The following is a 20,869-nucleotide window of genomic DNA, read 5'->3' on the forward strand; positions in this document are numbered from 1 at the left end:
GTCCGGCGAGCGGGTGACGGGGGCGGGGGATAAGCAGGTGAGGCTGTCGGTGGCGGCGCGTAGCGTCGTCCCGTCATGACCCAGACGATGCTGCGCGCGAGCGCCCCCGAGACGCCGACCGCGCATCCTCCCGAACGCACGGTCGACCTGCGGCGGCTGCGGCAGACCGCGGTCGCCTGGGCGCTGGGTGCCTCGTTCCTCGGCGCGCTCGGCAAGACGCTGGGCACGGTGGTCGCCGGTGCGCTCGCCGAGGGTCCCACGCGCATGCTGGTGTGGCTGCTCGCGCTGGCCGTGGTCGGCGGAGCGGTGCTCGACACGTTCGGCCGCACGGTGTGGGCCGCGGTGGTCGACCGGGCCGAGGGGCGGCTGCGTGGCGACGTCCTCGACGCGGCGCTGCACCAGCCCCTGGTCGAGCTGCACGAGCAGGCGGTCGGCGAGGTGCTCGACCGCGTCGACGACGACACCCACGAGGTGGGCGCGCTGCTGCGCCGCCAGGTGTGGGACGCGCTGCGCACCGTGTTCGCCGCGCTGCCGATGTGGGTGGTCGCCGGTCTGACGTGGTGGCCGGCGTGGGTGCTGTTCCCGCTGTTCGGTTACGGCGCGTTCCTGGTCATGCGACCGCTGCTGCCCGAGGTCAAGCGGCGCACGATCGAGGAGGAGATGGCCTGGACCGACCACGCCGCCGCGATGGAGGAGGGCGTCTCCGGCCGCGACGACCTGCGCACCAGCCTCGGCCAGGCGCACGTCGTCCGGCGGCTCGCGCAGCTGTCCAGCGAGGTGCACCGGCGCTTCGAGGTGCTGCTGCGCACGCAGACCAAGATCACGCTGCGCACCGGCATCCTGCTGCACGCCCTGCTCACCGGCATCGTGGTCGCGGGCGTCGCGCTGGCCGTCGACGGCGACCTGTCCACGGGCCGCCTGGTCACGCTGTTCCTCGTCACGAGCACCTTCGTGGGCCAGGTCGACCAGATGGCGCGGCACCTGCCCGACCTGCAGGCCGGGCTCGGCGCCGTCGTCCGGCTGCGGCAGGTGCTCGAGACCGAGCCCGAGCCCGTCGGCGGCGCGCCGGTGCCCGACCACGCGCTCGACGTCGAGGTCAGGGGGCTGCACTTCGCCTATGCCGAGGGCACCTTCGCCCTGCAGGACGTCGACCTCTACGTGCCCGCCGGCCGCACGATCGCGCTCGTCGGCCGCACGGGGTCGGGCAAGTCCACGCTGGCCTCGCTGGTCTCGCGCGCCGTCGACCCCGAGCCCGGCACGCTGCTCGTCGGCGGCGTCGACGTCCTCGACCTCGACCTGCAGCAGCTGCGCGCCGCCGTCGGCGTGGTCACCCAGCGCACCGAGATCCTGGCCGGCACGCTCGCCGAGAACGTCGCGCTGTTCACCGACGTCCCGCGCGAGCGCATCGAGGCGGCCGTCGTCGAGCTCGGCCTCGACACGTGGGTGGCCGGGCTGCCCGAGGGCCTCGACACCACGCTCGGCCCCGGCGGCACCGCGCTCTCCGCCGGTGAGGAGCAGCTGGTCGCCTTCGCGCGCCTGCTGGTGCGCGACGTGAAGGTCGTCGTCCTCGACGAGGCCACCGCCCGCATGGACCCCCTCACCGAGTCCCTCGTGGTGCAGGCCTCCGACCGCCTGCTGCGCGGCCGCACCGGCCTGCTCGTCGCGCACCGGCTCTCCACCGTCGCGCGCGCCGACCTCGTCGCGGTGCTCGACGCCGGCCGCGTCTCGCAGGTGGGTCCGCGCGACGAGCTGGCCACGCGGCCCGGGCCGTTCCGTCGGCTGCTCGAGGCGAGCCACGGCGACGACCTCGACGGGTTCGAGGCCGCCGCATCGGCCACCGCGTCCGGCGCCGGGGACGCACCCGACGACGCACCGGAGACCGAGGCGCCCGAGACCAGCACGGCCGTCGGCGGCGCCCGCCGCACCGGCGAGCCGCCGCCGCTGCCCGAGGTCGGCACCGGCCCGAGCCTGGCCCGCGGCATCGCCCACGCCCTGCTGATCCGGCCGTGGTGGGGCGCCTGGGCGGCGTTCCTGTTCCTGGTCGCGGCGCTGGTCGGCGCGTTCGGCGCCGTCACCGGCTGGGCCTGGGGCACGCTCGTGCAGCGACTGCAGGCCGGTGAGGGCGGTGACACCACCACCTGGCTGCTCACGGCGGTCGTGGCGGCCAGCGTGATGGCCGCGCCGCTCGTGCTGTTCTCGGCCATCCGCCGCTACCCGCGGTGGTGGGTCGAGGTCATGCTGCGGGTGCGCATGTCGATGCTGACCGGCCAGACCGAGCAGCACCGGCTCACCCGCACTCCGCCCGGCGAGGTCGTCGCCCGCTCCATGGACGCCGACCGCTACGCCCGCTACGCCGACCGCTGGGTCGACTTCGTCAACGGTCTCGCCATCGTCGTGGTCACCACCATCGCCGGCGGCAGCCTGCTGGCCGGCGGCGTGCTGCTCGGCGTGATGGTCGGCTCGGCGGCGGCGTCGTCCCTGGGTCGCCCCATCGCGGGCCGCTCGGCGGCGGAGTCGTCGGCCGCCCGCGCCCGGTTCGGCCGCTCGCTGGTCTCGGCGCTCGACGCCGCCCGCACGGTCAAGCTCGCCGCGGCCACGCCGGCGGTGCACGCCCACCTGCGTGAGGTCGACGACGGCCGGGTCGAGGCCGCCGTCTTCGAGCACCGGGTGCAGGCCGTGCTCGACGGCGTCCCGGTCGTCATGGTGCAGTGCGGCGTCGTCGCGGCCTGGGGCACCTACTTCCTCGGCGGCTGGGACCTCGCCACCGCCATCCTCGTCTCCGGCGCGGTCAACGGCTTCGACTGGTTCGGCCGGGTCGCGGGCGCCGTCGTCACCGAGGCGCCCGGCGTCCGGGCCTGGCAGCAGGCCTCGAGCCAGCTGGGCGGCGGCGTCGACCTGGTCTCGCAGCGTCCGGGTGTCGACCTGGTCGAGGGCACCGCGCCGGCCCCGCCGGTGGTGCCGCGCACGCCGCTGGTCGAGCTGACGCTGCACGACGTCGCCGCCGTGCACGACGACGGCACGCGGGGCGTCGACGGCGTCGACCTCACCGTGAGGGCCGGCGAGCTGGTGCTCCTCCTCGGGCAGGTCGGCTCGGGCAAGTCGAGCCTGCTCTCGGCGCTCGCCGGGCTCGTCGAGCACACCGGCTCGGTCCGCTGGAACGGCGTCGAGGTCGAGGACGCCCAGGTCTTCCTGCGTCCCGGCCAGGTGGCCCACGTGGCGCAGGTGCCGCGGGTGCTGTCGGGCACCTTCGCCGACAACGTCGTGCTCGGCCACGAGCGCGGCCTCGAGCGCGCCATCGCCGACGCCCGCCTCGGCGACGACGTCTCCGACGCCGGTGGCCCGCACGCGATGGTCGGCCACCGCGGCGTCCGGCTCTCCGGCGGCCAGGTGCAGCGTCTCGCGCTCGCCCGGGCGCTGGCCGCCGACACCGAGCTGCTCCTCGCCGACGACGTCTCCAGCGCACTCGACGCCGCCACCGAGGTCGAGCTCTGGGCCGCCCTGCGCAGCCGCGGCAGCACCGTCATCGGCGCCACGTCGAAGCGCGCCGCCCTCGAGCAGGCCGACCGCGTCGTCGTCCTCGTCGACGGCCGCGTCGCCGCCACCGGTCCCTGGCGCGAGATCGGCTCCGCCTGGGCCCACCTCGCCGGCTGACGGGGGCGACCGGGGCGACCGGGGTGGCCGGGGCGTCATACGTGGTGGTCGTCCGGACCGCCGGTTCGTATGACGCCCGGCCGCCGTCTCGGGTCGACCGCCGCGCTCAGGCGGCACGCTCGGGGGTCCAGCCGGCAGCGCGGAGGGCCTCGGCGAGCTGGTGGAAGAACGCGTCGGGTGCGAGACGGAGGCCGAGCACCGGCAACCGCAGCACCACGTCACCGGTCAGGGCGATCTCGTTGTGCCGCAACGCGTCGGCGACGATCTGCTCGGCCCACAGGTGCTGGATGCCGTCGACCTCCAACACGACGCCGAGCGCCGACCACCGGAAGTCGAGGAAGTAGGTGCCGTGCTCGGTGCGGCGCACCGCCTGCACGTCCGGCTCCGGCATGCCCCTGCGTCGGCACCCGGCCAGGACGTCGATCTCGGCGAGCGACTGCACCCCACCCGCCAGGTCGAGGATCACCGCGTGCAGTGCGACGCGTCGCTTGTCGAAACGGATGCGCAGAGCCTCGATCGCAAGCTGTTCGACCGTGACGAGATGCTGCTGCACCGCCATGGTCAGCAGCAACGTGCCCTGGCGTTGGCTCGCTGCCCAGATGAAGGCGCGTACTGCTGCCACCGGCGTTCGCGTGCGCCGGAGTGCAGAGCTCGGTTCGAGGTCGGACGACGTCCACCGGCGGGTCTGACGGATGTCGACCGAGGTGCCCCGATGTCGGATCCGGGCGCCGCGCGGCACGGTGACCCGGACGGCGCCGGGTCGATAGCGCTGCAGACCAGCCACCAGCAGGGACGTCTCACCGTCGAGCATGGCCCGCGGCCCACCTTCGACGAGTGCCACCCACCACCGAGCGGTCTGGTCGAGCGGACCGGTGAAGGTCGCGATCGCATGCGTGCCGCAGCGGCGCCACCGTCGTGCCCGCACCTGGGCCCGCACCTCACCCCGGGTGATGCCGAGGGAGTAGAGATCACGCCGGGAGGCGATGCCGGCCTGGCCCATCACCAGCCGGTCGACCACGGCCCGGCGACGCTCGCGGCGGTGTGCGGCGAGACCTTGCGCATCACGAGCTCGACTCATGGCGTCGAGGCTCGCGCCGTCCGGCCGGGACGAACAGGACCGGCGAACGCGCTGTGGAGAAACCCGACGCGGATCGCGCCTGTGGACGTTTCCTGGTCATTCCGTGGCGGGGCGTCATACGAGTCGGCTGCCCCGGCGACCAGGTCGTATGACGCCAGCAGGCGGCCTCAGGACGTCATACGAGCCGGCTGCCCCACCACCCACCTCGTATGACGCCCCCCGGGGACGGCGGCGCACCCGACCACCCCGACGGGGTCTTGGGTGCTCCCGATGCCGGACGCAGGGTGGAGGGCATGGCAGACGACCAGCGCATCCAGGCCACCCGCACCATCGAGGCGCCGACGACGGCGGTCTTCGACGTGCTCTCCAACCCGGCGCGGCACGCCGAGCTCGACGGCTCGGGGTTCGTGATCAGCGACGAGAAGACCGACCGGATCACCGCGGTGGGGCAGACGTTCCGCATGAACATGCAGGGCCCGCACATGGGCGGGGAGTACCAGACCGACAACGTGGTCACCGGCTACGACCAGAACCACCTGCTCGCCTGGCGCACCGCGCCCGCCGGTCAGGAGCCTCCGGGCTGGGAGTGGGTCTGGCAGCTGACCGCCAACGGCGCCGACGCCACCGACGTCACCGTGGTCTACGACTGGAGCGAGGTCACCGACCCCGACCTGCTGAAGAAGATCACCTTCCCGCTCGTGCCGCAGGAGGCGCTCGAGTCCTCCCTCGGCAAGCTCGCCGAGGCCGTCTCCGGCTGATCCGGCGCTGATCCCCACGCTGACCCGTCAGACATGTCTGACGGGTCAGCGTCACACCGGCGTGGAATAGGTCGCGCGCGACGGGCGGTTGGAGGATGGACGACGTCCCCCCGACCCCGATCGAAGCCAGCGAGGCCCCTCCCGTGTCGACCGTCACCACCGCCGCGCACCAGGCCGCCGACGACGCCCCGCGCTCGTCGCGGCGCGTCACGCTCGCGGTGCTGGCGCTGGCGATGGGCGGCTTCGCGATCGGCACCACCGAGTTCGTGACGATGGGCCTGATCCGCGAGATGGCGGACGGCGTGGGGGTCTCGATCCCGAGTGCCGGCCACGTCATCTCGGCCTACGCCGTCGGCGTGGTCGTGGGCGCGCCCGTGCTGGCCTACTTCGGGGCGCGCTGGCCGCGGCGGGCGCTGCTCGTCGTCCTCATGCTCGTCTTCGCGCTGTTCAACGTCGCCACCGCGCTGGCCACCAGCTTCGAGATGCTGGTCGTGGCCCGGTTCCTCGACGGGCTGCCGCACGGCGCCTACTTCGGCGTCGCCTCGCTGGTCGCCGCGAGCCTGGTGCCCGAGGGTCGCAAGGGACGCGCGGTCGCCGCCGTCATGCTCGGCCTGTCGGTGGCCAACGTGGTCGGCGTCCCCGCCGCCACCTGGCTCGGCCAGCACCTCGGCTGGCGGGCGGCCTACTGGGCCGTCGCGCTGCTCTCGCTGCTCACCGTCGCGCTCATCGTGGCCTGCGTGCCGTCGTGCCCCGGTGACGCCGAGGCCACCGGACGCCGCGAGCTCGCCGCGTTCGCCAACCCCCGCGTGTGGGTGACCCTGCTGGCCGGCGCCATCGGCTTCGGCGGCATGTTCGCCGTCTTCTCCTACGTCGCGCCCACCGTCACCCGCGTCGGCGGCCTCGGCGACGGCGCCGTCCCCGTCTTCCTGCTCGCCTTCGGCCTCGGCATGGTCGCCGGCACCTGGGCCGCCGGCCGCCTCGCCGACTGGTCGGTCAGCCACTCGCTGGTCATCGGTGCGTTCGGCATGGGCTTGGCCCTGCTGGCGTTCTGGCTGCTCTCGCCCACCGGGTGGGGCCTGCTGCCGGTGGCGTTCACGGTCACCACGCTCGGCTCGGTGCTGGTGGTCAACCTGCAGCTGCGCCTCATGGACGTCGCGGGTGACGCCCAGACCCTCGGCGCCGCCCTCAACCACGCCTCGCTCAACGTCGCCAACGCCCTCGGCGCCTGGCTCGGCGGTCTCGTGATCGCCGCCGGGGCCGGCTACCGCGCCCCGGCGCTGGTGGGCGTCGGCCTCTCGGTGGCGGGCGTGCTCGTCGTCCTGGTGGCGAACCGGATGCAGGCGGCCCACGCCGCCCGGACCGCTCAGCGCCCGGCGGCCCACTCCTCGGCCGTCACGTCGTAGAACGCGATGTCGGCGCGGCCGGTGTCGAGCGTCGTGGCGAGCCGGTCGTGGCCGCCGAGCCGGAAGCCGTTGGCCTCCATCACGTGCCGTGACGCCTTGTTCTCGACGGCCGCGGCGCACCGCACGATCCGCAGCCCCAGCTCGGCGAACGCCCAGTCGGTGACCACGCGCACCGCCTCGGTCATGGCACCACGGCCGCGGGCGTCGGGGTGGGTCCAGTAGCCGATCTCGGCCTCCACCTCGTCGAGGTGGAACAGGTTGATCGAGGCCAGCATCCGCCCGGACGACGGGTCGGCCACCGCCCACGTCACGCCGCCGCCGGTCGCCATCTGCTCCTGGTTGGCCCCGAGCCACCGCAGCGCGTCGTCCTCGGTGTACGGCGACGGCATCCGGCCGAGCCAGTGGTGGGTGCGCCCGTCACCGCAGGCCTCGACGATCCGGGGGACGTCGTCCACGTCGAGGGGGCGCAGCAGCACGCCGTCGCCCTCGAGCGGCACCGGCTTGAGCCAGCGCCCCGACGGCTCACGGGGCTCACCGGCCAGCAGGGTGCCGACCCACGCGTCGACGAGCTCGCCCCGCGAGACGTGCGAGCGTCGCAGCACGCCGTCCACGGTGAAGCCGAGCCGCCAGGCCAGGTGCCGCGAGGCCCAGTTGCCCACCTCGGCGCGCCACACGATCGTCTGCACGCCGACGGTGCCGAAGCCCCACTCGAGCACGAGCCGCAGCCCGGCCTCCATCGCGCCGGTGCCGCGGGCGTCGGGGTGGGCGCCGTAGGCGATCTCGGCGCGGCCGTGGCCCTCGTCGCGCAGCGCGATGTTGCCGCAGTAGCGCCCGTCGCGCTCGACGGCGAGGATCCATTGCGAGCCGTCGGCCCACGCCGCGGGTGCGTAGTCGAGGCAGAACTCGCGGGCGTCGTGGTGGCTGTAGGGCACCGGCACCTGCGTCCAGCGGATCGAGAGCGGGTCGACGCACTGCTCCCAGCAACCCTGCACGTCGCGCTCGGCCAGGGCCCGCAGCGTCACGCTGCCGTCGGTCAGGGTCGGGACGTCGGGGCGGGGCGGGCTCGGCGGGCGCATGGCTCGACCCTGTCACGGCCGCGTCGGCGGCCTCGACGGGTTATCGGCCGCTCACCGCACGGCGGCGTGGTGCCACAGCGGCCACACGTCCGACGCAGCGAGCTCGTCGCTGCGGTGCCACAGCGCGAGGTAGAGCTGGACGGCGTTGCCGGTCACCTCGCGGTCGCCGGCGGCCGCGGCGCCGTCGTCGTGGCGCACCGTCACCGGCACGTCGTCCGAGACCCGCACCGTGTAGGCGTGGTCGGCGTCGGTGGGCCGCACGACCAGCGTCACCGGCGCCTCGCCCGGCTCGGTGCGCAGCCGCGACCGCTCGCGCGGCACGAACCCGAGCAGCAGCTCGTCGAGCCCGTCGAGCGCCAGGTCGCGCTCGATCCACGTCTCCTCGGCGCGGGGGAGCCGGCCCAGGTCGGCGGCCAGCGCGTCGACGCCGTGGATGGTCGTCTCGTGGCACAGCCGCCGCGCCCAGAACCGCCGGGGCGAGGCCGGTGGGTCGGCCAGGAAGACCGGCGCGGGGGTGTCGTCGTCCGCCTCGACGAGCGCGCGCACCAGCGCGATCGCACCGTCGCGCAGCCAGTCGACCGGATCGGCGCTCGACCGCCCGGCCTTCTCGACCGGCGCCCAGTCGAGATCCTCGCCGCGCAACGCCCCGGCCGCCCACCGGTGGACGGCGCCCTGGTGCCCGACCAGCCGCCGCACGGTCCACTCCGGACAGGTCGGCACGGGGACGTCGAGCCCCGCCGCGCCGGCGTGGCGGGCGAAGGCGAGCATCGCGGCGTGCAGCCCGGCCAGGTGCTGCTCGAGGGTGAGGCTGGTCGGCACGGGCCTCATCGTGACAGGTGCACGGGTCGGGCGAGCCGTGCGGAACAATGCCGGGCATGTCTGCTTCGACGGCCGCGACGCCGCAGCCCGAGGTGGCGGTGCCCGACGCGCCCAGTGGCGGCGCCCGGCCGCGCGTGCTCTCGGGGATCCAGCCCACCGCCGACTCCTTCCACCTCGGCAACTTCCTCGGCGCGCTGCGCCAGTGGGTCGACCTGCAGCGCGAGCACCAGCCCTTCTTCTTCATCGCCGACCAGCACGCGATCACCGTCGAGCACGACCCGAAGCTGCTGCGCGAGCGCACCCTGCGCTGCGTGGCCCAGCTGCTCGCGGCCGGCGTCGACCCGGCGCGCTCGGCGGTCTTCGTGCAGAGCCACGTGCCCGAGCACTCGCAGCTCTCGTGGGTGCTGCAGTGCCTCACCGGGTTCGGCGAGGCCCGCCGCATGACGCAGTTCAAGGACAAGTCGGCCAAGGGCGGCGAGGGCGCGGCCAGCGTCGGCCTGTTCACCTACCCGATCCTGCAGGCGGCCGACATCCTGCTCTACCGCCCGCACTACGTGCCGGTCGGCGAGGACCAGCGCCAGCACCTCGAGCTCACCCGCGACCTCGCGCAGCGGTTCAACCACCGCTTCAAGAAGACCTTCCGGCTGCCCGAGCCCTACATCCTCAAGGCGACGGCGAAGATCGGCGACCTGCAGGAGCCGACGGCGAAGATGTCGAAGTCGGCGTCCTCGCCCTCGGGCATCGTCGAGATGCTCGACCCGCCCGCCGCGAGCGCGAAGAAGATCCGCTCGGCGGTCACCGACTCCGACACCGAGATCCGCTACGACCCCGAGACCAAGCCGGGCGTCAGCAACCTGCTCACCATCCACTCCGCGCTCACCGGCACCGCGATCGGCGACCTCGAGGAGCAGTACGCCGGCCGCGGCTACGGCGACCTCAAGAAGGAGCTCGCCGACATCGTGGTCGACCTGGTGACGCCGTTCCGCGACCGCACGCTCGAGCTGCTCGACGACCAGCAGCACCTCACCGATGTCCTCGCGCAGGGCGCCGAGCAGGCGCGCGCCGTCGCGCAGGCCACGCTCGCAGACGTCTACCGCCGCGTCGGGTTCGTCGCCGCCGCCCACCCCGCAGGGCGGGCCGGCGGACCCGTGGGGCAGTAGGGTCGGGGGATGCCGACGATCGGAGTCGCCGTCGCGATTCCGGAGCCCTGGGCCACCGAGCTGCAGGACTACCGGACGTCGGTCGGCGACGTCATGGCGGCCACCATCCCGACGCACATCACGCTGGTGCCGCCCACCGAGGTCGCCGACGACCTCGGCGACGTCGAGCGGCACCTGGCCGCGGCGGCCACCCGGGTGGCGCCGTTCGAGGTGCACCTGCGGGGCACCGGCACCTTCCGGCCGGTCTCGCCGGTCGTCTTCGTCAACCTCGTCGAGGGCATCTCGCAGTGCGAGCAGCTGGCCGCGGCGGTGCGCTCCGGCCCCCTGGACGTCGTCCTCGACTACCCGTACCACCCACACGTGACGGTCGCGCACCACCTCGACGACGAGCGTCTCGACCGGGCCTTCGACGAGCTCGCCGACTTCGACTGCCGCTTCGCCGTCGACAGCTTCCACCTCTACGTCCACGACGACCAGCACGGATGGCGTGCCTCGCGCGACTTCGCGCTGAAACCCCGACTGCGCGTCGGCTAGGCACGGCGGGAGACCGGTATGGCCTCGTTCAAGCAGCGACTCGACGGCGCGCGACGCAAGCGACCGGCGCTCGACCACGTGCTGCGCATGCAGGAGCACTACGGCCAGGTCAAGGCCAACCAGCAGGCGGGCGCGGTCACCTACTTCGCGTTCCTGTCGTTCTTCCCGGTGCTGGCACTGGCCTTCTTCGTCGTCGGCCTGGTCGCCAACCTCTACCCCGACGCCAACGAGAACCTGACCACCGCGATCGACTCGGTGCTGCCCGGCATCATCGGCAGCGGCGAGAACCAGCTCTCGCTCGACGACGTCCAGGAGTTCTCCGGGCTCGCCGGCATCATCGGTGTGCTCGGCGTCCTGTACGCCGGCCTGGGCTGGGTCTCGGCGCTGCGCGAGGCGCTCGTCGTGGTCTTCGAGACCCCGGCGCTCGAGCAGCCGAGCTTCGTGAAGGGCAAGCTGCGTGACCTGCTCGCGCTCGCCGTCATCGGCTCCGTCCTCATCGTCGCGGTCGCCGTCGCCAGCTTCGTCTCCGGCTTCTCCAGCGAGGTGCTCGACCTGGTCGGCCTGGGCTCCGAGCTGTCGTGGCTGGTCAAGCTGCTGGCGATCGCGCTCGGACTCGCGGCCAACGCGGTGCTGTTCTTCGCGCTGTTCCGGCTGCTCGCCGAGCCGCCCGCGCCCAGCCGCTCGCTGTGGTCGGGCGCGATCCTCGGGGCGGTCGGCTTCGAGATCCTCAAGCAGCTCTCCAGCCTGCTGCTCGCCTCCACCCAGGGGCAGCCCGCCTTCCAGGCCTTCGGCATCGCGCTGATCCTCGTGGTCTGGATCAACTACTTCTCGCGGCTGGTGATGTACGCCGCCGCCTGGGCCTACACCTCGCCCGAGGCCCGGGCGATGCGCCAGGGCGACCCGGCCGAGCCGGTGCAGGGCCCGGCCACCCCCGACCTGACGCACCTGCCCGCCGGCGCCGGTCGGGGGGCAGCGGTCGCCACGGCGCCCGCCGAGCCCGCGACCAGCCTGGCCAAGGTCACCGAGGCGACGGGCGGGCAGTGGTGGGCCAAGCCGTTCGCCGCCGGCAGTGCCGTCACCCTCGGCCTCGTCGCGCTGCTGCGCCGCCGCCGCTGACCCGGCGACCGACCTCCTGGGCCGACCTCACCGCCTGCTTGAGAGGATCGGGACGTGAGATTCGAGCGCAAGCACGCCGTCCTGCTGCTCGCCGTGGCGGTCTGGAACGTGGTGACCTTCGGCAACTTCGCCCGCAACCTGGTCTCGGCCGCGCAGTCGGGGGAGGAGCGTGCCACCGGCTACTGGGTGGCCCACTCGGTGCTCGTGGTCGTCAACGTCGCCATCGCGGCCGTGCTCGGAGCGCTGGGCTGGAAGGCCTGGCGCGCCACCCGCGACTGAGGTTCGACGACACCGGCGGGCCTGCGGGGCGGCCACTCGTAGTAGCCGCTCGCGCTGACCGAGTAGGTCTGCTGGGGCGTGCCCTCCTCGCCGACCGAGACCTTGAAGCAGGCTCGATCGACCACCGTTGCACGAACCCGCAACCGGGCCGTGCCGCAGGGCCCTTCGACGGGCTCAGGGTCCGTGGGGTGGGGTGGGCCGTGGTGGGCCGGTGGTCTCGAGGCTCGTCGCCGGGGCTCCTCGCACCTCGACCATCGTCAGGTGGCCCTTCGACGGCCTCGGGGTTCGTCGCTGGGGCTCCTCGCACCTCGACCATCGTGGAGGGCAGGCCCTTCGACGGGCTCAGGGTCCGTGACGTCGGGTCGGCCTCGGAGGCGACCACCGTCCCTCACCCCTGGAAGGCGCCCCGACCACAGCAGGCCGGACCACAGGGCGCAGGAGGCGGAGGCGAAGCCCGGCGGCTGGACCCGGCCGAGCCCGAGCCGGCGGCAGCGAGCAACGATGACGGCCGAGGGCAGCCGCGGCGAAGCCGCAGCCGACCAGACAAAACTAGTGGCCGTGGCGCAGCGCGGCGTGGAGGTCCCAGTTGAGGCGGGAGATCACGTCGAGCGGGATGCCCTTGGGGCAGGCGGCGGTGCACTCGCCGATGTTGGTGCAGCCGCCGAAGCCCTCGTGGTCGTGCTGGCCGATCATGTTGACGACGCGGGTGTCGCGCTCGGCCTGGCCCTGCGGCAGCTCGCCGAGGTGGGTGATCTTGGCGCCGAGGAACAGCGACGCCGAGCCGTTGGGGCAGGCGGCGACGCAGGCGCCGCAGCCGATGCAGGTGGCGACGTCGAAGGCGCGGTCGGCCTTGTCCTTCGGCACGGGGGTGGCGTGGGCGTCGGGGGCGGCGCCGGTGTTGACCGAGACGTAGCCGCCCTGCTGGATGATGCGGTCGAAGGCGCCGCGGTCGACGACGAGGTCCTTGACGACCGGGAACGCGTCGGCACGCCACGGCTCGACGGTGATGGTGTCGCCGTCCTTGAACGAGCGCATGTGCAGCTGGCAGGTCGTGGTGACCTCGGGGCCGTGCGCCTCGCCGTCGATCATGAGGCCGCACTGGCCGCAGATGCCCTCGCGGCAGTCGGAGTCGAAGGCGATCGGCTCCTCGCCGGCGGCGTTGAGCTGCTCGTTGAGGACGTCGAGCATCTCGAGGAAGCTCATGTCCTCGGAGATGTCGTCGACCTCGTAGGTGTGGATCTTGCCGGGCGCGTCGTGGTTGGGCTGGCGCCAGATCTTCAGCGTCAGCCGCATCTCCCGCTTCGGCGTGCCGGCTGCGGTCTCGCTGTCCCTCGTCTGGGTCACTTGTAGCTCCGCTGCTTCATCTCGGTGAACTCGTAGTCGAGCGCCTCCTTGTGCAGGATGGGCCGCTCGTCGTCACCGCCCCATTCCCAGGCGGCGACGTAGGCGTACTGGTCGTCGTGGCGCAGCGCCTCGCCGTCCTCGGTCTGCGACTCGGTGCGGAAGTGGCCCCCGCACGACTCGCGACGGTTGAGCGCGTCGATGCACATCAGCTCGCCGAGCTCGAAGAAGTCGGCCACGCGGCCGGCCTTCTCGAGCGACTGGTTCATGCCCTCGGCGCTGCCGAGCACCCGCACGTTGCGCCAGAAGTCGTCGCGCAGGCCGCGGATGAGGTCGATGGCCTTGCGCAGCCCCTCCTCGGTGCGCTCCATGCCGCAGTACTCCCACATGATGTTGCCGAGCTCGCGGTGGTAGGAGTCGACGCTGCGGGTGCCGCCGGTGGACATGAACCGGGCGATGCGGTCCTTGACCGACTGCTGCGCCTCGACGACGGCGGGGTCGTCCTCGGCGATCTTGTCGAAGGGACCCTCGGCGAGGTAGTCGCGGATGGTGTTCGGCAGCACGAAGTAGCCGTCGGCCAGGCCCTGCATCAGCGCGGACGCGCCGAGGCGGTTGGCGCCGTGGTCGGAGAAGTTGGCCTCGCCGGTGACGAACAGGCCCGGGATCGTCGACTGCAGGTCGTAGTCGACCCACAGGCCGCCCATCACGTAGTGGACCGCCGGGTAGATGCGCATCGGCACCTCGTAGGGGTCCTCGCCCGTGATGCGGGCGTACATGTCGAACAGGTTGCCGTACTTGGCCTCGATGGCGGGGCGGCCCAGCCGGTCGATGGCCTCGGCGAAGTCGAGGTAGACGCCGCGGCGGACGCCCTCGACCTCGGGGCCGACGCCACGGCCCTCGTCGCAGACGTTCTTGGCCTGGCGGGAGGCGATGTCGCGGGGGACCAGGTTGCCGAACGCGGGGTAGATGCGCTCGAGGTAGTAGTCGCGGTCCTCCTCGGGGATCTCGCGCGGGTCCTTGGTGCAGTCGGCGTCGCTCTTCGGCACCCAGATGCGGCCGTCGTTGCGCAGCGACTCCGACATCAGCGTCAGCTTCGACTGGTGCGCGCCCGAGACCGGGATGCAGGTGGGGTGGATCTGCGTGTAGCAGGGGTTCGCCATCAGCGCGCCCTTGCGGTGCGCACGCCAGGTGGCCGTGACGTTGCAGCCCATGGCGTTGGTGGAGAGGTAGAAGACGTTGCCGTAGCCGCCGGAGGCGAGCACGACGACGTCGGCGAAGTAGGTCTCGATCTCGCCGGTGACCAGGTCGCGCACGATGATGCCGCGGGCGCGGCCGTCGACGACGATCAGCTCGACCATCTCGTGGCGGGTGTAGCAGCGCACCGTGCCGGCGGCGACCTGGCGCTCGAGCGCCTGGTAGGCGCCGATGAGCAGCTGCTGGCCGGTCTGGCCGCGGGCGTAGAAGGTGCGCGAGACCTGGACGCCGCCGAAGCTGCGGTTGTCGAGCAGGCCACCGTACTCGCGGGCGAAGGGCACGCCCTGGGCCACGCACTGGTCGATGATGCTGGTGCTCACCTGCGCCAGGCGGTAGACGTTCGACTCGCGCGAGCGGTAGTCGCCGCCCTTGATGGTGTCGTAGAAGAGCCGGTAGACCGAGTCGCCGTCGCCCTTGTAGTTCTTGGCCGCGTTGATGCCGCCCTGGGCGGCGATCGAGTGGGCGCGGCGCGGGGAGTCCTGGTAGCAGAACGCCTTGACGACGTAGCCGGCCTCGCCGAGCGTGGCGGCCGCCGAGGCGCCGGCCAGGCCGGTGCCGACGACGATCACCGAGAGACGACGGCGGTTGGCCGGGTTGGCGATGCGGGCCTCGAACTGCCGGGTGTTCCAGCGCTCGTCGAGGGGACCGCCCGGCGCCTTGGTGTCCCGGACGGGGTCGCCCTGGACGTAGTAGCCGGCGGCGTCGTCGTACTCCTCCTCGTGGCTGATCGTGTGGGAGGCGTCGAAGGTGTTGGTGGTGTCCGGCATGTCGGTCACGGCGCGGTGCTCCTTCGTGTCGTTCAGTCGATGACGCCGGCGAGGACGAAGACCGGCACGAGCGAGAACCCGCCGGCCACGACCGTGGCGATGACCAGGCCGAGCGCCTTGGCGTTGCGCCGGGCCCGGGCGTTGTTGGTGAGTCCCAGCGTCTGGGCGGCGCTCCAGGTGCCGTGGTGCAGGTGCAGGGCGAGCGCCACCATCGCCAGCAGGTAGATCGCCGTCAGCCACCAGACCTGGAAGCTGTCGACGAGCAGCGTGTAGGGGTCGCCGGCCGCGCTGCCGACCTCGCCCGTCTGCACGTTGACCTTGCCGAAGCTGAAGTTCAGCAGGTGCCACACGATGAACAGCAGCAGCGTGACGCCGCCCCAGCGCATCCAGTGCGACGAGACGCTCGAGTGCTTGTTCTTCTTCACGACGTACTGCGTCGAGCGCGCCTTGCCGGCACGGCGCCACAGCGCGACGGCGGCCGAGACGTGCACGACGAGGGCCAGCAGCAGGCCGGCGCGCGAGAGCCAGAGGAAGCCCTCGTGCGGCAACAGCGGCTCGCCGAGCTCGCGCAGGTGCTCGGCGTAGCCGTTGAACGCATCCTGGCCGCCGAAGGCCTTCAGGTTGCCGTACATGTGGGCCAGCACGAACGCGATGAACAGCGCGCCGCTGACTGCCATGAGCATCTTCAGGGCGATGGTCGATCGTGCCGCGCGCGAACCCTTGACCAACGAGGGGCGGGCGGGTCGGGACGTCATCGTCACGATGGAACCCTACGTCCCGCGACACGCCCGGGCTCACCCACTCGGGGTGTGAGAAACCTCGCCCGGGTGACTCTGCGGCCGGGGCAGCGATGCGCTACGGCGAAGGGGCGCCGGCCGCGGCGGGCACGAGGGTGGCGTGCACGGCGGCCAGCTCGTCGACCGCCTGGCTCCACCCGCGGACGCCGGCGACCTCGCGGCCGCGGGCGCCCAGCAGGCCGCGGTGGCGGTCGGCGGCGAGGGCCTCGACCGACCGTGCCAGCCCGCGCGGGTCGGCCGGGTCGTAGAGCAGGCCCGTCTCGAGGTGACGCACCACGTCCGTGGCGCCGCCCGAGCGCGGCGCCACGACGGGCACCCCGGCGGCCGAGGCCTCGCGCAGCGTGTGCGCGCAGGTCTCGTGCTCGCCGGGGTGGACGAGGAGGTCGAGGCTCGGCATCGCGACGGTGAGGTCGCCGGTGCGCAGGGGACCGGTGAAGCGCGCCCCCGGCAGCCGCGCCTCGAGCCAGCCGCGCTGCGGCCCCTCCCCGACGACGACGAGCCGGACGCCGGGCACCCGGGTGAGCTCGGCGAGACGTCGGACGCCGTGGCGGCGGTGCAGGGCGCCGACGAAGCCGACGACCACCGACGGGGCGACGCCCGCGCTGGCCGCGGCCCGGGCGCGCGACCACGACGCGTGCAGCCACTGGTCGCGCAGCGCCGGGGTGAAGGCGGCGGCGTCCACGCCGGGACGCCAGAGGGCGGCGTCCACCCCGAACTCGGCGAGCCGCGCGACCATCCAGGTCGAGGTGACCAGCACGCGGTCGGTGCGGTCGGCCACCCGCGAGCGCCAGTAGTCGGCGCTGTGGTCGAGCACGGCCGACTGCTCGACCACCAACGACGGGACGCCCGTGCGCCGGGTGTGCTTGAGGGCCTTGCGCCCGAGGTGGCCGGGGCTGGCGACCTGCACGAGGTCGGGCCGGAAGGAGTCGAGGGCCGCGCGCACCTGCGGGCCGGCCGGCTCGAGCGGCCGCACGCGCACCACGGTGCAGGTGCGGTACGTCGGCAGCCCGGGCCCCGGGGCCACGATCCGCACCGTGTGGCCGAGGTCGACGAGCCGGTCGGCGACGGCCTTGAGCGTGGTCGTGGTGCCGTCCACCGCGGGGTAGAAGGTCTCGGTCACCAGTGCGATCCGCACGCCCCGACACTCGCGGCGTCGTCCGACGGCGGGCCCAGCGGCGGGCCTACCCTCGGTGACCACGACGTGAACGTTGGACGGGCCGACCCCTTCCTCATCGCGCCGCGAATGTGCAGACTCGGCCCGACGACGGCGCGCACGGGTGCTCGCCGCCGGGTGTCGACCGGCCAGCGAGAGGTGCGAGAGCGCGGATGACGGACACGCAGACCGGGGTGCGCAGCCCCTCGCGAGCACGGATCACGGCGCGGACGCTGCGGCAGGACCGGTGGTGGCTGCCCCCGCTGACCACGTTCGTGGTCTTCGCCTCGTTCGTCGTCTACGCGACGGTGCGGGCCTTCAGCGACACCGCCTACTACGCCAAGCCCTACCTCTCGCCGTTCTACTCGCCGTGCCTCGGCGACTGCGTCGAGGGCGCGTCGGACTTCGGGCAGCCGTTCAGCTGGTGGCCGCTGTCGGCGGCGCTGATCATCCTGATCTTCCCGTTGGGCTTCCGGATGACCTGCTACTACTACCGCAAGGCCTACTACCGGGCCTTCTGGCTGAGCCCGCCGGCGTGCGGTGTCGCCGAGCCGCACCAGAAGTACAGCGGCGAGTCGCGCTTCCCGCTGATCGTGCAGAACGCGCACCGCTACTTCTGGTACGCCGCCATCGTCGTGGGCCTCGTGCTCACCTTCGACACGGTGCTGGCCTTCCGGGCGATGCCCGACGAGTACGCGCTGGGCGACGGCGACTCCGGCGGCGGCGTCCACATGGGTCTCGGCACGCTGCTGATGGTCGTCAACATCGTCTTCATCTGGCTCTACACGCTCTCGTGCCACTCCTGCCGGCACGCGGTGGGCGGCCGGCTGCGGCACTTCTCCAAGCACCCGGTGCGATACCGGCTCTGGACCTGGGTCTCGAGGCTGAACCAGCACCACGGGCGCTTCGCCTGGTACTCGCTGTTCTCGGTGGCCGCGGTCGACCTCTACGTGCTGCTGCTCGCCACCCACACCATCGACGACCTGAGGTTCTTCTAGATGTCCCGTCACGAGATGACCGGCAACGAGATGTCGGGCGCCGCGTCCGGCGGCCTCGAGCGCCACTCCTACGACGTGGTCGTGGTCGGCGCCGGCGGCGCCGGGCTGCGGGCCGCGATCGCGGCCCACGACGCCGGCGCGCGCACCGCCATCGTGTGCAAGTCGCTGCTCGGCAAGGCCCACACGGTGATGGCCGAGGGGGGCATCGCGGCCGCCATGGGCAACCGGTGGCCCGAGGACAACTGGGAGGTCCACTTCCGCGACACCATGCGCGGCGGGAAGATGCTCAACAACTGGCGGATGGCGCAGCTGCACGCCCAGGAGGCGCCCGAGCGGGTCATGGAGCTCGAGGACTGGGGCGCGCTGTTCGACCGCACCGACGACGGGCTGATCAGCCAGCGCGACTTCGGCGGCCACAAGTACGCCCGCCTCGCGCACGTCGGCGACCGGACGGGGCTGGAGATGATCCGCACGCTGCAGCAGCGCGCCGTCGCGCTCGGCATCGACGTGTTCATGGAGTGCACGATCACCGAGCTGCTGCAGGGTCCGGCCACGGGCGAGGGCCCGGCGCCGGTGAGCGGCGCGTTCGGCTACTGGCGCGAGACCGGACGGTTCGTGGTCTTCGAGGCCCCGAGCGTCGTCCTCGCCACCGGCGGCATCGGCAAGTCGTTCAAGGTCACCTCGAACTCCTGGGAGTACACCGGCGACGGGCACGCGCTGGCGCTGCGGGCCGGGGCGAGCCTGATCAACATGGAGTTCGTGCAGTTCCACCCGACCGGCATGGTGTGGCCGCCGTCGGTGAAGGGGCTGCTGGTGACCGAGTCGGTGCGCGGCGACGGCGGCATCCTGAAGAACTCCGAGGGCGAGCGGTTCATGTTCGACTACATCCCGGAGTTCTTCAAGGCCGAGACCGCCGACACGGTGGAGGAGGCCGACGCCTGGTACGAGGACAAGAAGAACAACCGGCGTCCGCCCGAGCTGCTGCCGCGCGACGAGGTGGCGCGGGCCATCAACTCCGAGATCAAGGCGGGTCGCGGCTCACCGCACGGCGGCGTCTTCCTCGACATCGCCTCGCGCCGCAGTCCTGAGTTCATCCGCAAGCGGCTGCCGTCGATGTACCACCAGTTCAAGGAGCTGGCCGACGTCGACATCACCAAGGAGCCGATGGAGATCGGCCCCACCTGCCACTACGTCATGGGCGGGGTCGAGGTCGACCCCGACACCCAGGAGAGCGCCGTGCCGGGGCTGTACGCCGTCGGCGAGTGCTCGGGCGGCATGCACGGCTCGAACCGGCTCGGCGGCAACTCGCTGAGCGACCTGCTGGTCTTCGGACGACGCGCCGGCGACGCGGCGTCCGCGCGGGCGGCCGGCACGACCGAGCGGACGCCGATCAGCGAGGACGACGTGCAGGCCGCTCAGCGCGAGGCGCTGGCGCCGTTCGAGCTCGAGGGCGGCGAGAACCCCTACGCCATCCAGGGCGACCTGCAGCAGCAGATGAACGACCTCGTCGGCATCATCCGCACCCGCGACGAGCTGACCCAGGCGCTGAAGGAGGTGCAGGGGTTCAAGAGTCGCGCGGAGCGGCTCTCGGTCGAGGGCCACCGCCAGTACAACCCCGGCTGGCACCTCGCGCTCGACCTGCGCAACATGCTGCTGGTCAGCGAGTGCATCGCGACGGCGGCGCTCGAGCGCACCGAGTCGCGCGGCGGTCACACCCGCGACGACTTCCCGATGACCGACGACTCGTGGGGCGCGAAGAACCTCGTGCTGCGGCTCGACCCCGAGACGCGGGAGGTCACGCTCGCCCACCAGGAGCTGCCGATCATGCCCGACGAGCTCAAGACCTTCTTCCAGGCCACGTGAGGGGCTGACCTACTCCCATGAGCTACGACCTGAAGATGCGCCTGTGGCGCGGTGACGCCGCCGGCGGCGACCTGGCCGACTACACCGTCGAGGTCTCCGAGGGCGAGGTGGTGCTCGACGCCATCCACCGGGTGCAGGCCACCCAGGCCGGCGACCTCGCCGTCCGCTGGAACTGCAAGGCCGGCAAGTGCGGCTCGTGCAGCGCCGAGATCAACGGCCGGCCGCGGCTGCTGTGCATGACGCGCCTGTCGGACTTCGACCCGGCCGAGACGATCACGGTGACGCCGGTGCGCACCTTCCCGATCATCCGCGACCTGGTCACCGACGTCTCGTTCAACTACGAGAAGGCCAAGGAGCTGCCGTCGTTCGCGCCGCCGGCCCGCGACGCCGACGGCAAGCGGCGCATGGCGCAGATGGACGTCGAGCGGGGCCAGGAGTTCCGCAAGTGCATCGAGTGCTTCCTGTGCCAGAACGTCTGCCACGTCGTGCGCGACCACGAGGAGAACAAGCCGGCCTTCGCCGGACCGCGGTTCTTCCTGCGCTACGCCGAGCTCGACATGCACCCCCTCGACACCCACGACCGCCGCGAGCTCGCCCAGGGCGCCGCCGGCCTCGGCATGTGCAACATCACCAAGTGCTGCACCGAGGTGTGCCCCGAGGGCATCCACATCACCGACAACGCGATCATCCCGATGAAGGAGCGCGTGGTCGACCGCAAGTTCGACCCGCTCGTGTGGCTCGGCAGCAAGATCGGCCTCCGCACCAAGGACAACGACGGGCGCACCGAGGTCTGAGCCGAGGGTCTCGAGGCTCGGCCGTGGC

The 20,869-nt window shown here is 72.7% G+C and carries 17 protein-coding genes; 10 read left to right on the plus strand and 7 right to left on the minus strand.

Translation table 11 applies throughout. The annotated features are described in order from the left end of the window. The first annotated feature begins 75 nt into the window (after nucleotides 1–75). Nucleotides 76–3,651 carry an ATP-binding cassette domain-containing protein gene (locus tag ABEA04_RS10635; RefSeq protein ID WP_345458076.1) on the plus strand — a complete coding sequence of 1,192 codons (3,576 nt, stop codon included), beginning with the start codon at nucleotides 76–78 and terminating at the stop codon, nucleotides 3,649–3,651. A 106-nt stretch (nucleotides 3,652–3,757) separates the two neighbouring features. On the opposite strand, the gene ABEA04_RS10640 is transcribed toward ABEA04_RS10635, so the two are convergent. Then, complete coding sequence (locus ABEA04_RS10640) at nucleotides 3,758–4,729, minus strand: DUF559 domain-containing protein (protein ID WP_345458078.1); 972 nt, start codon at nucleotides 4,727–4,729, stop codon at nucleotides 3,758–3,760. 293 nt (nucleotides 4,730–5,022) lie between these two features. Here ABEA04_RS10640 and ABEA04_RS10645 point away from each other — a divergent pair, with 293 nt between their 5' ends. After that, nucleotides 5,023–5,487 carry an SRPBCC family protein gene (locus ABEA04_RS10645; protein WP_345458080.1) on the plus strand — a complete coding sequence of 155 codons (465 nt, stop codon included), beginning with the start codon at nucleotides 5,023–5,025 and terminating at the stop codon, nucleotides 5,485–5,487. A gap of 143 nt (nucleotides 5,488–5,630) precedes the next feature. Then, entirely contained in the window at nucleotides 5,631–6,890 is a 1,260-nt protein-coding gene (locus ABEA04_RS10650) for an MFS transporter (RefSeq protein ID WP_345458083.1), read from the plus strand. On the opposite strand, the gene ABEA04_RS10655 is transcribed toward ABEA04_RS10650, so the two are convergent. Both ABEA04_RS10655 and ABEA04_RS10660 read right to left on the minus strand, forming a co-directional pair. Further along, nucleotides 6,851–7,966, minus strand: coding sequence for a GNAT family N-acetyltransferase (locus tag ABEA04_RS10655; RefSeq protein ID WP_345458086.1), 1,116 nt, complete (start codon nucleotides 7,964–7,966; stop codon nucleotides 6,851–6,853). The genes ABEA04_RS10650 and ABEA04_RS10655 overlap by 40 nt on opposite strands. 51 nt (nucleotides 7,967–8,017) lie before the next feature. Beyond that, nucleotides 8,018–8,785, minus strand: a complete 768-nt coding sequence (locus ABEA04_RS10660) for a maleylpyruvate isomerase N-terminal domain-containing protein (protein WP_345458089.1) — start codon at nucleotides 8,783–8,785, stop codon at nucleotides 8,018–8,020. Between the two features lie 56 nt (nucleotides 8,786–8,841). Between ABEA04_RS10660 and trpS the strand changes: the two genes are divergently transcribed. From trpS to ABEA04_RS10680, 4 genes are read left to right on the plus strand one after another with little or no spacing between them, the layout of a single operon-like run. Then, nucleotides 8,842–9,945 (plus strand): tryptophan--tRNA ligase, encoded by a 1,104-nt coding sequence (trpS, locus tag ABEA04_RS10665; protein ID WP_345458092.1) that lies wholly within the window; start codon nucleotides 8,842–8,844, stop codon nucleotides 9,943–9,945. A gap of 9 nt (nucleotides 9,946–9,954) precedes the next feature. Next, the gene (locus tag ABEA04_RS10670) at nucleotides 9,955–10,479 is read left to right on the plus strand and encodes a 2'-5' RNA ligase family protein (RefSeq protein WP_345458095.1); all 525 of its coding nucleotides are present in this window, start codon (nucleotides 9,955–9,957) and stop codon (nucleotides 10,477–10,479) included. An 18-nt stretch (nucleotides 10,480–10,497) separates the two neighbouring features. Then, nucleotides 10,498–11,595, plus strand: coding sequence for a YihY/virulence factor BrkB family protein (locus ABEA04_RS10675; RefSeq protein ID WP_345458096.1), 1,098 nt, complete (start codon nucleotides 10,498–10,500; stop codon nucleotides 11,593–11,595). Nucleotides 11,596–11,649: 54 nt separating this feature from the next. Then, on the plus strand, nucleotides 11,650–11,874 hold the full coding sequence (locus tag ABEA04_RS10680) for an SCO4848 family membrane protein (RefSeq protein WP_345458097.1): 225 nt from the start codon (nucleotides 11,650–11,652) through the stop codon (nucleotides 11,872–11,874). A gap of 549 nt (nucleotides 11,875–12,423) precedes the next feature. On the opposite strand, the gene ABEA04_RS10685 is transcribed toward ABEA04_RS10680, so the two are convergent. The 4 genes from ABEA04_RS10685 to ABEA04_RS10700 all read right to left on the minus strand — a co-directional run bounded on the left by ABEA04_RS10685 (nucleotide 12,424) and on the right by ABEA04_RS10700 (nucleotide 17,168). Then, nucleotides 12,424–13,167 (minus strand): succinate dehydrogenase/fumarate reductase iron-sulfur subunit, encoded by a 744-nt coding sequence (locus ABEA04_RS10685; RefSeq protein WP_345458283.1) that lies wholly within the window; start codon nucleotides 13,165–13,167, stop codon nucleotides 12,424–12,426. Nucleotides 13,168–13,214: 47 nt separating this feature from the next. Further along, a complete protein-coding gene (locus ABEA04_RS10690) occupies nucleotides 13,215–15,236 on the minus strand; it encodes a fumarate reductase/succinate dehydrogenase flavoprotein subunit (RefSeq protein WP_345458285.1) in 2,022 nt (673 codons plus the stop codon). Nucleotides 15,237–15,268: 32 nt separating this feature from the next. Then, a complete protein-coding gene (locus ABEA04_RS10695; RefSeq protein ID WP_345458098.1) occupies nucleotides 15,269–15,991 on the minus strand; it encodes a succinate dehydrogenase cytochrome b subunit in 723 nt (240 codons plus the stop codon). Between the two features lie 100 nt (nucleotides 15,992–16,091). After that, nucleotides 16,092–17,168, minus strand: a complete 1,077-nt coding sequence (locus ABEA04_RS10700; RefSeq protein WP_345458099.1) for a glycosyltransferase — start codon at nucleotides 17,166–17,168, stop codon at nucleotides 16,092–16,094. A 191-nt stretch (nucleotides 17,169–17,359) separates the two neighbouring features. Here ABEA04_RS10700 and ABEA04_RS10705 point away from each other — a divergent pair, with 191 nt between their 5' ends. Genes ABEA04_RS10705 through ABEA04_RS10715 form a run of 3 tightly spaced genes read left to right on the plus strand, consistent with a single transcriptional unit; the run spans nucleotide 17,360 to nucleotide 20,841 of the window. Continuing rightward, entirely contained in the window at nucleotides 17,360–18,184 is an 825-nt protein-coding gene (locus ABEA04_RS10705; RefSeq protein ID WP_345458101.1) for a hypothetical protein, read from the plus strand. Beyond that, the gene (locus tag ABEA04_RS10710; protein WP_345458103.1) at nucleotides 18,185–20,047 is read left to right on the plus strand and encodes a fumarate reductase/succinate dehydrogenase flavoprotein subunit; all 1,863 of its coding nucleotides are present in this window, start codon (nucleotides 18,185–18,187) and stop codon (nucleotides 20,045–20,047) included. A gap of 17 nt (nucleotides 20,048–20,064) precedes the next feature. After that, the gene (locus ABEA04_RS10715; RefSeq protein WP_345458105.1) at nucleotides 20,065–20,841 is read left to right on the plus strand and encodes a succinate dehydrogenase/fumarate reductase iron-sulfur subunit; all 777 of its coding nucleotides are present in this window, start codon (nucleotides 20,065–20,067) and stop codon (nucleotides 20,839–20,841) included. Nucleotides 20,842–20,869: the final 28 nt, after the last annotated feature.

Origin of the sequence: Nocardioides marinquilinus (genome assembly GCF_039543705.1) — a bacterium.
In the GTDB taxonomy this organism is placed as follows: domain Bacteria; phylum Actinomycetota; class Actinomycetes; order Propionibacteriales; family Nocardioidaceae; genus Nocardioides; species Nocardioides marinquilinus.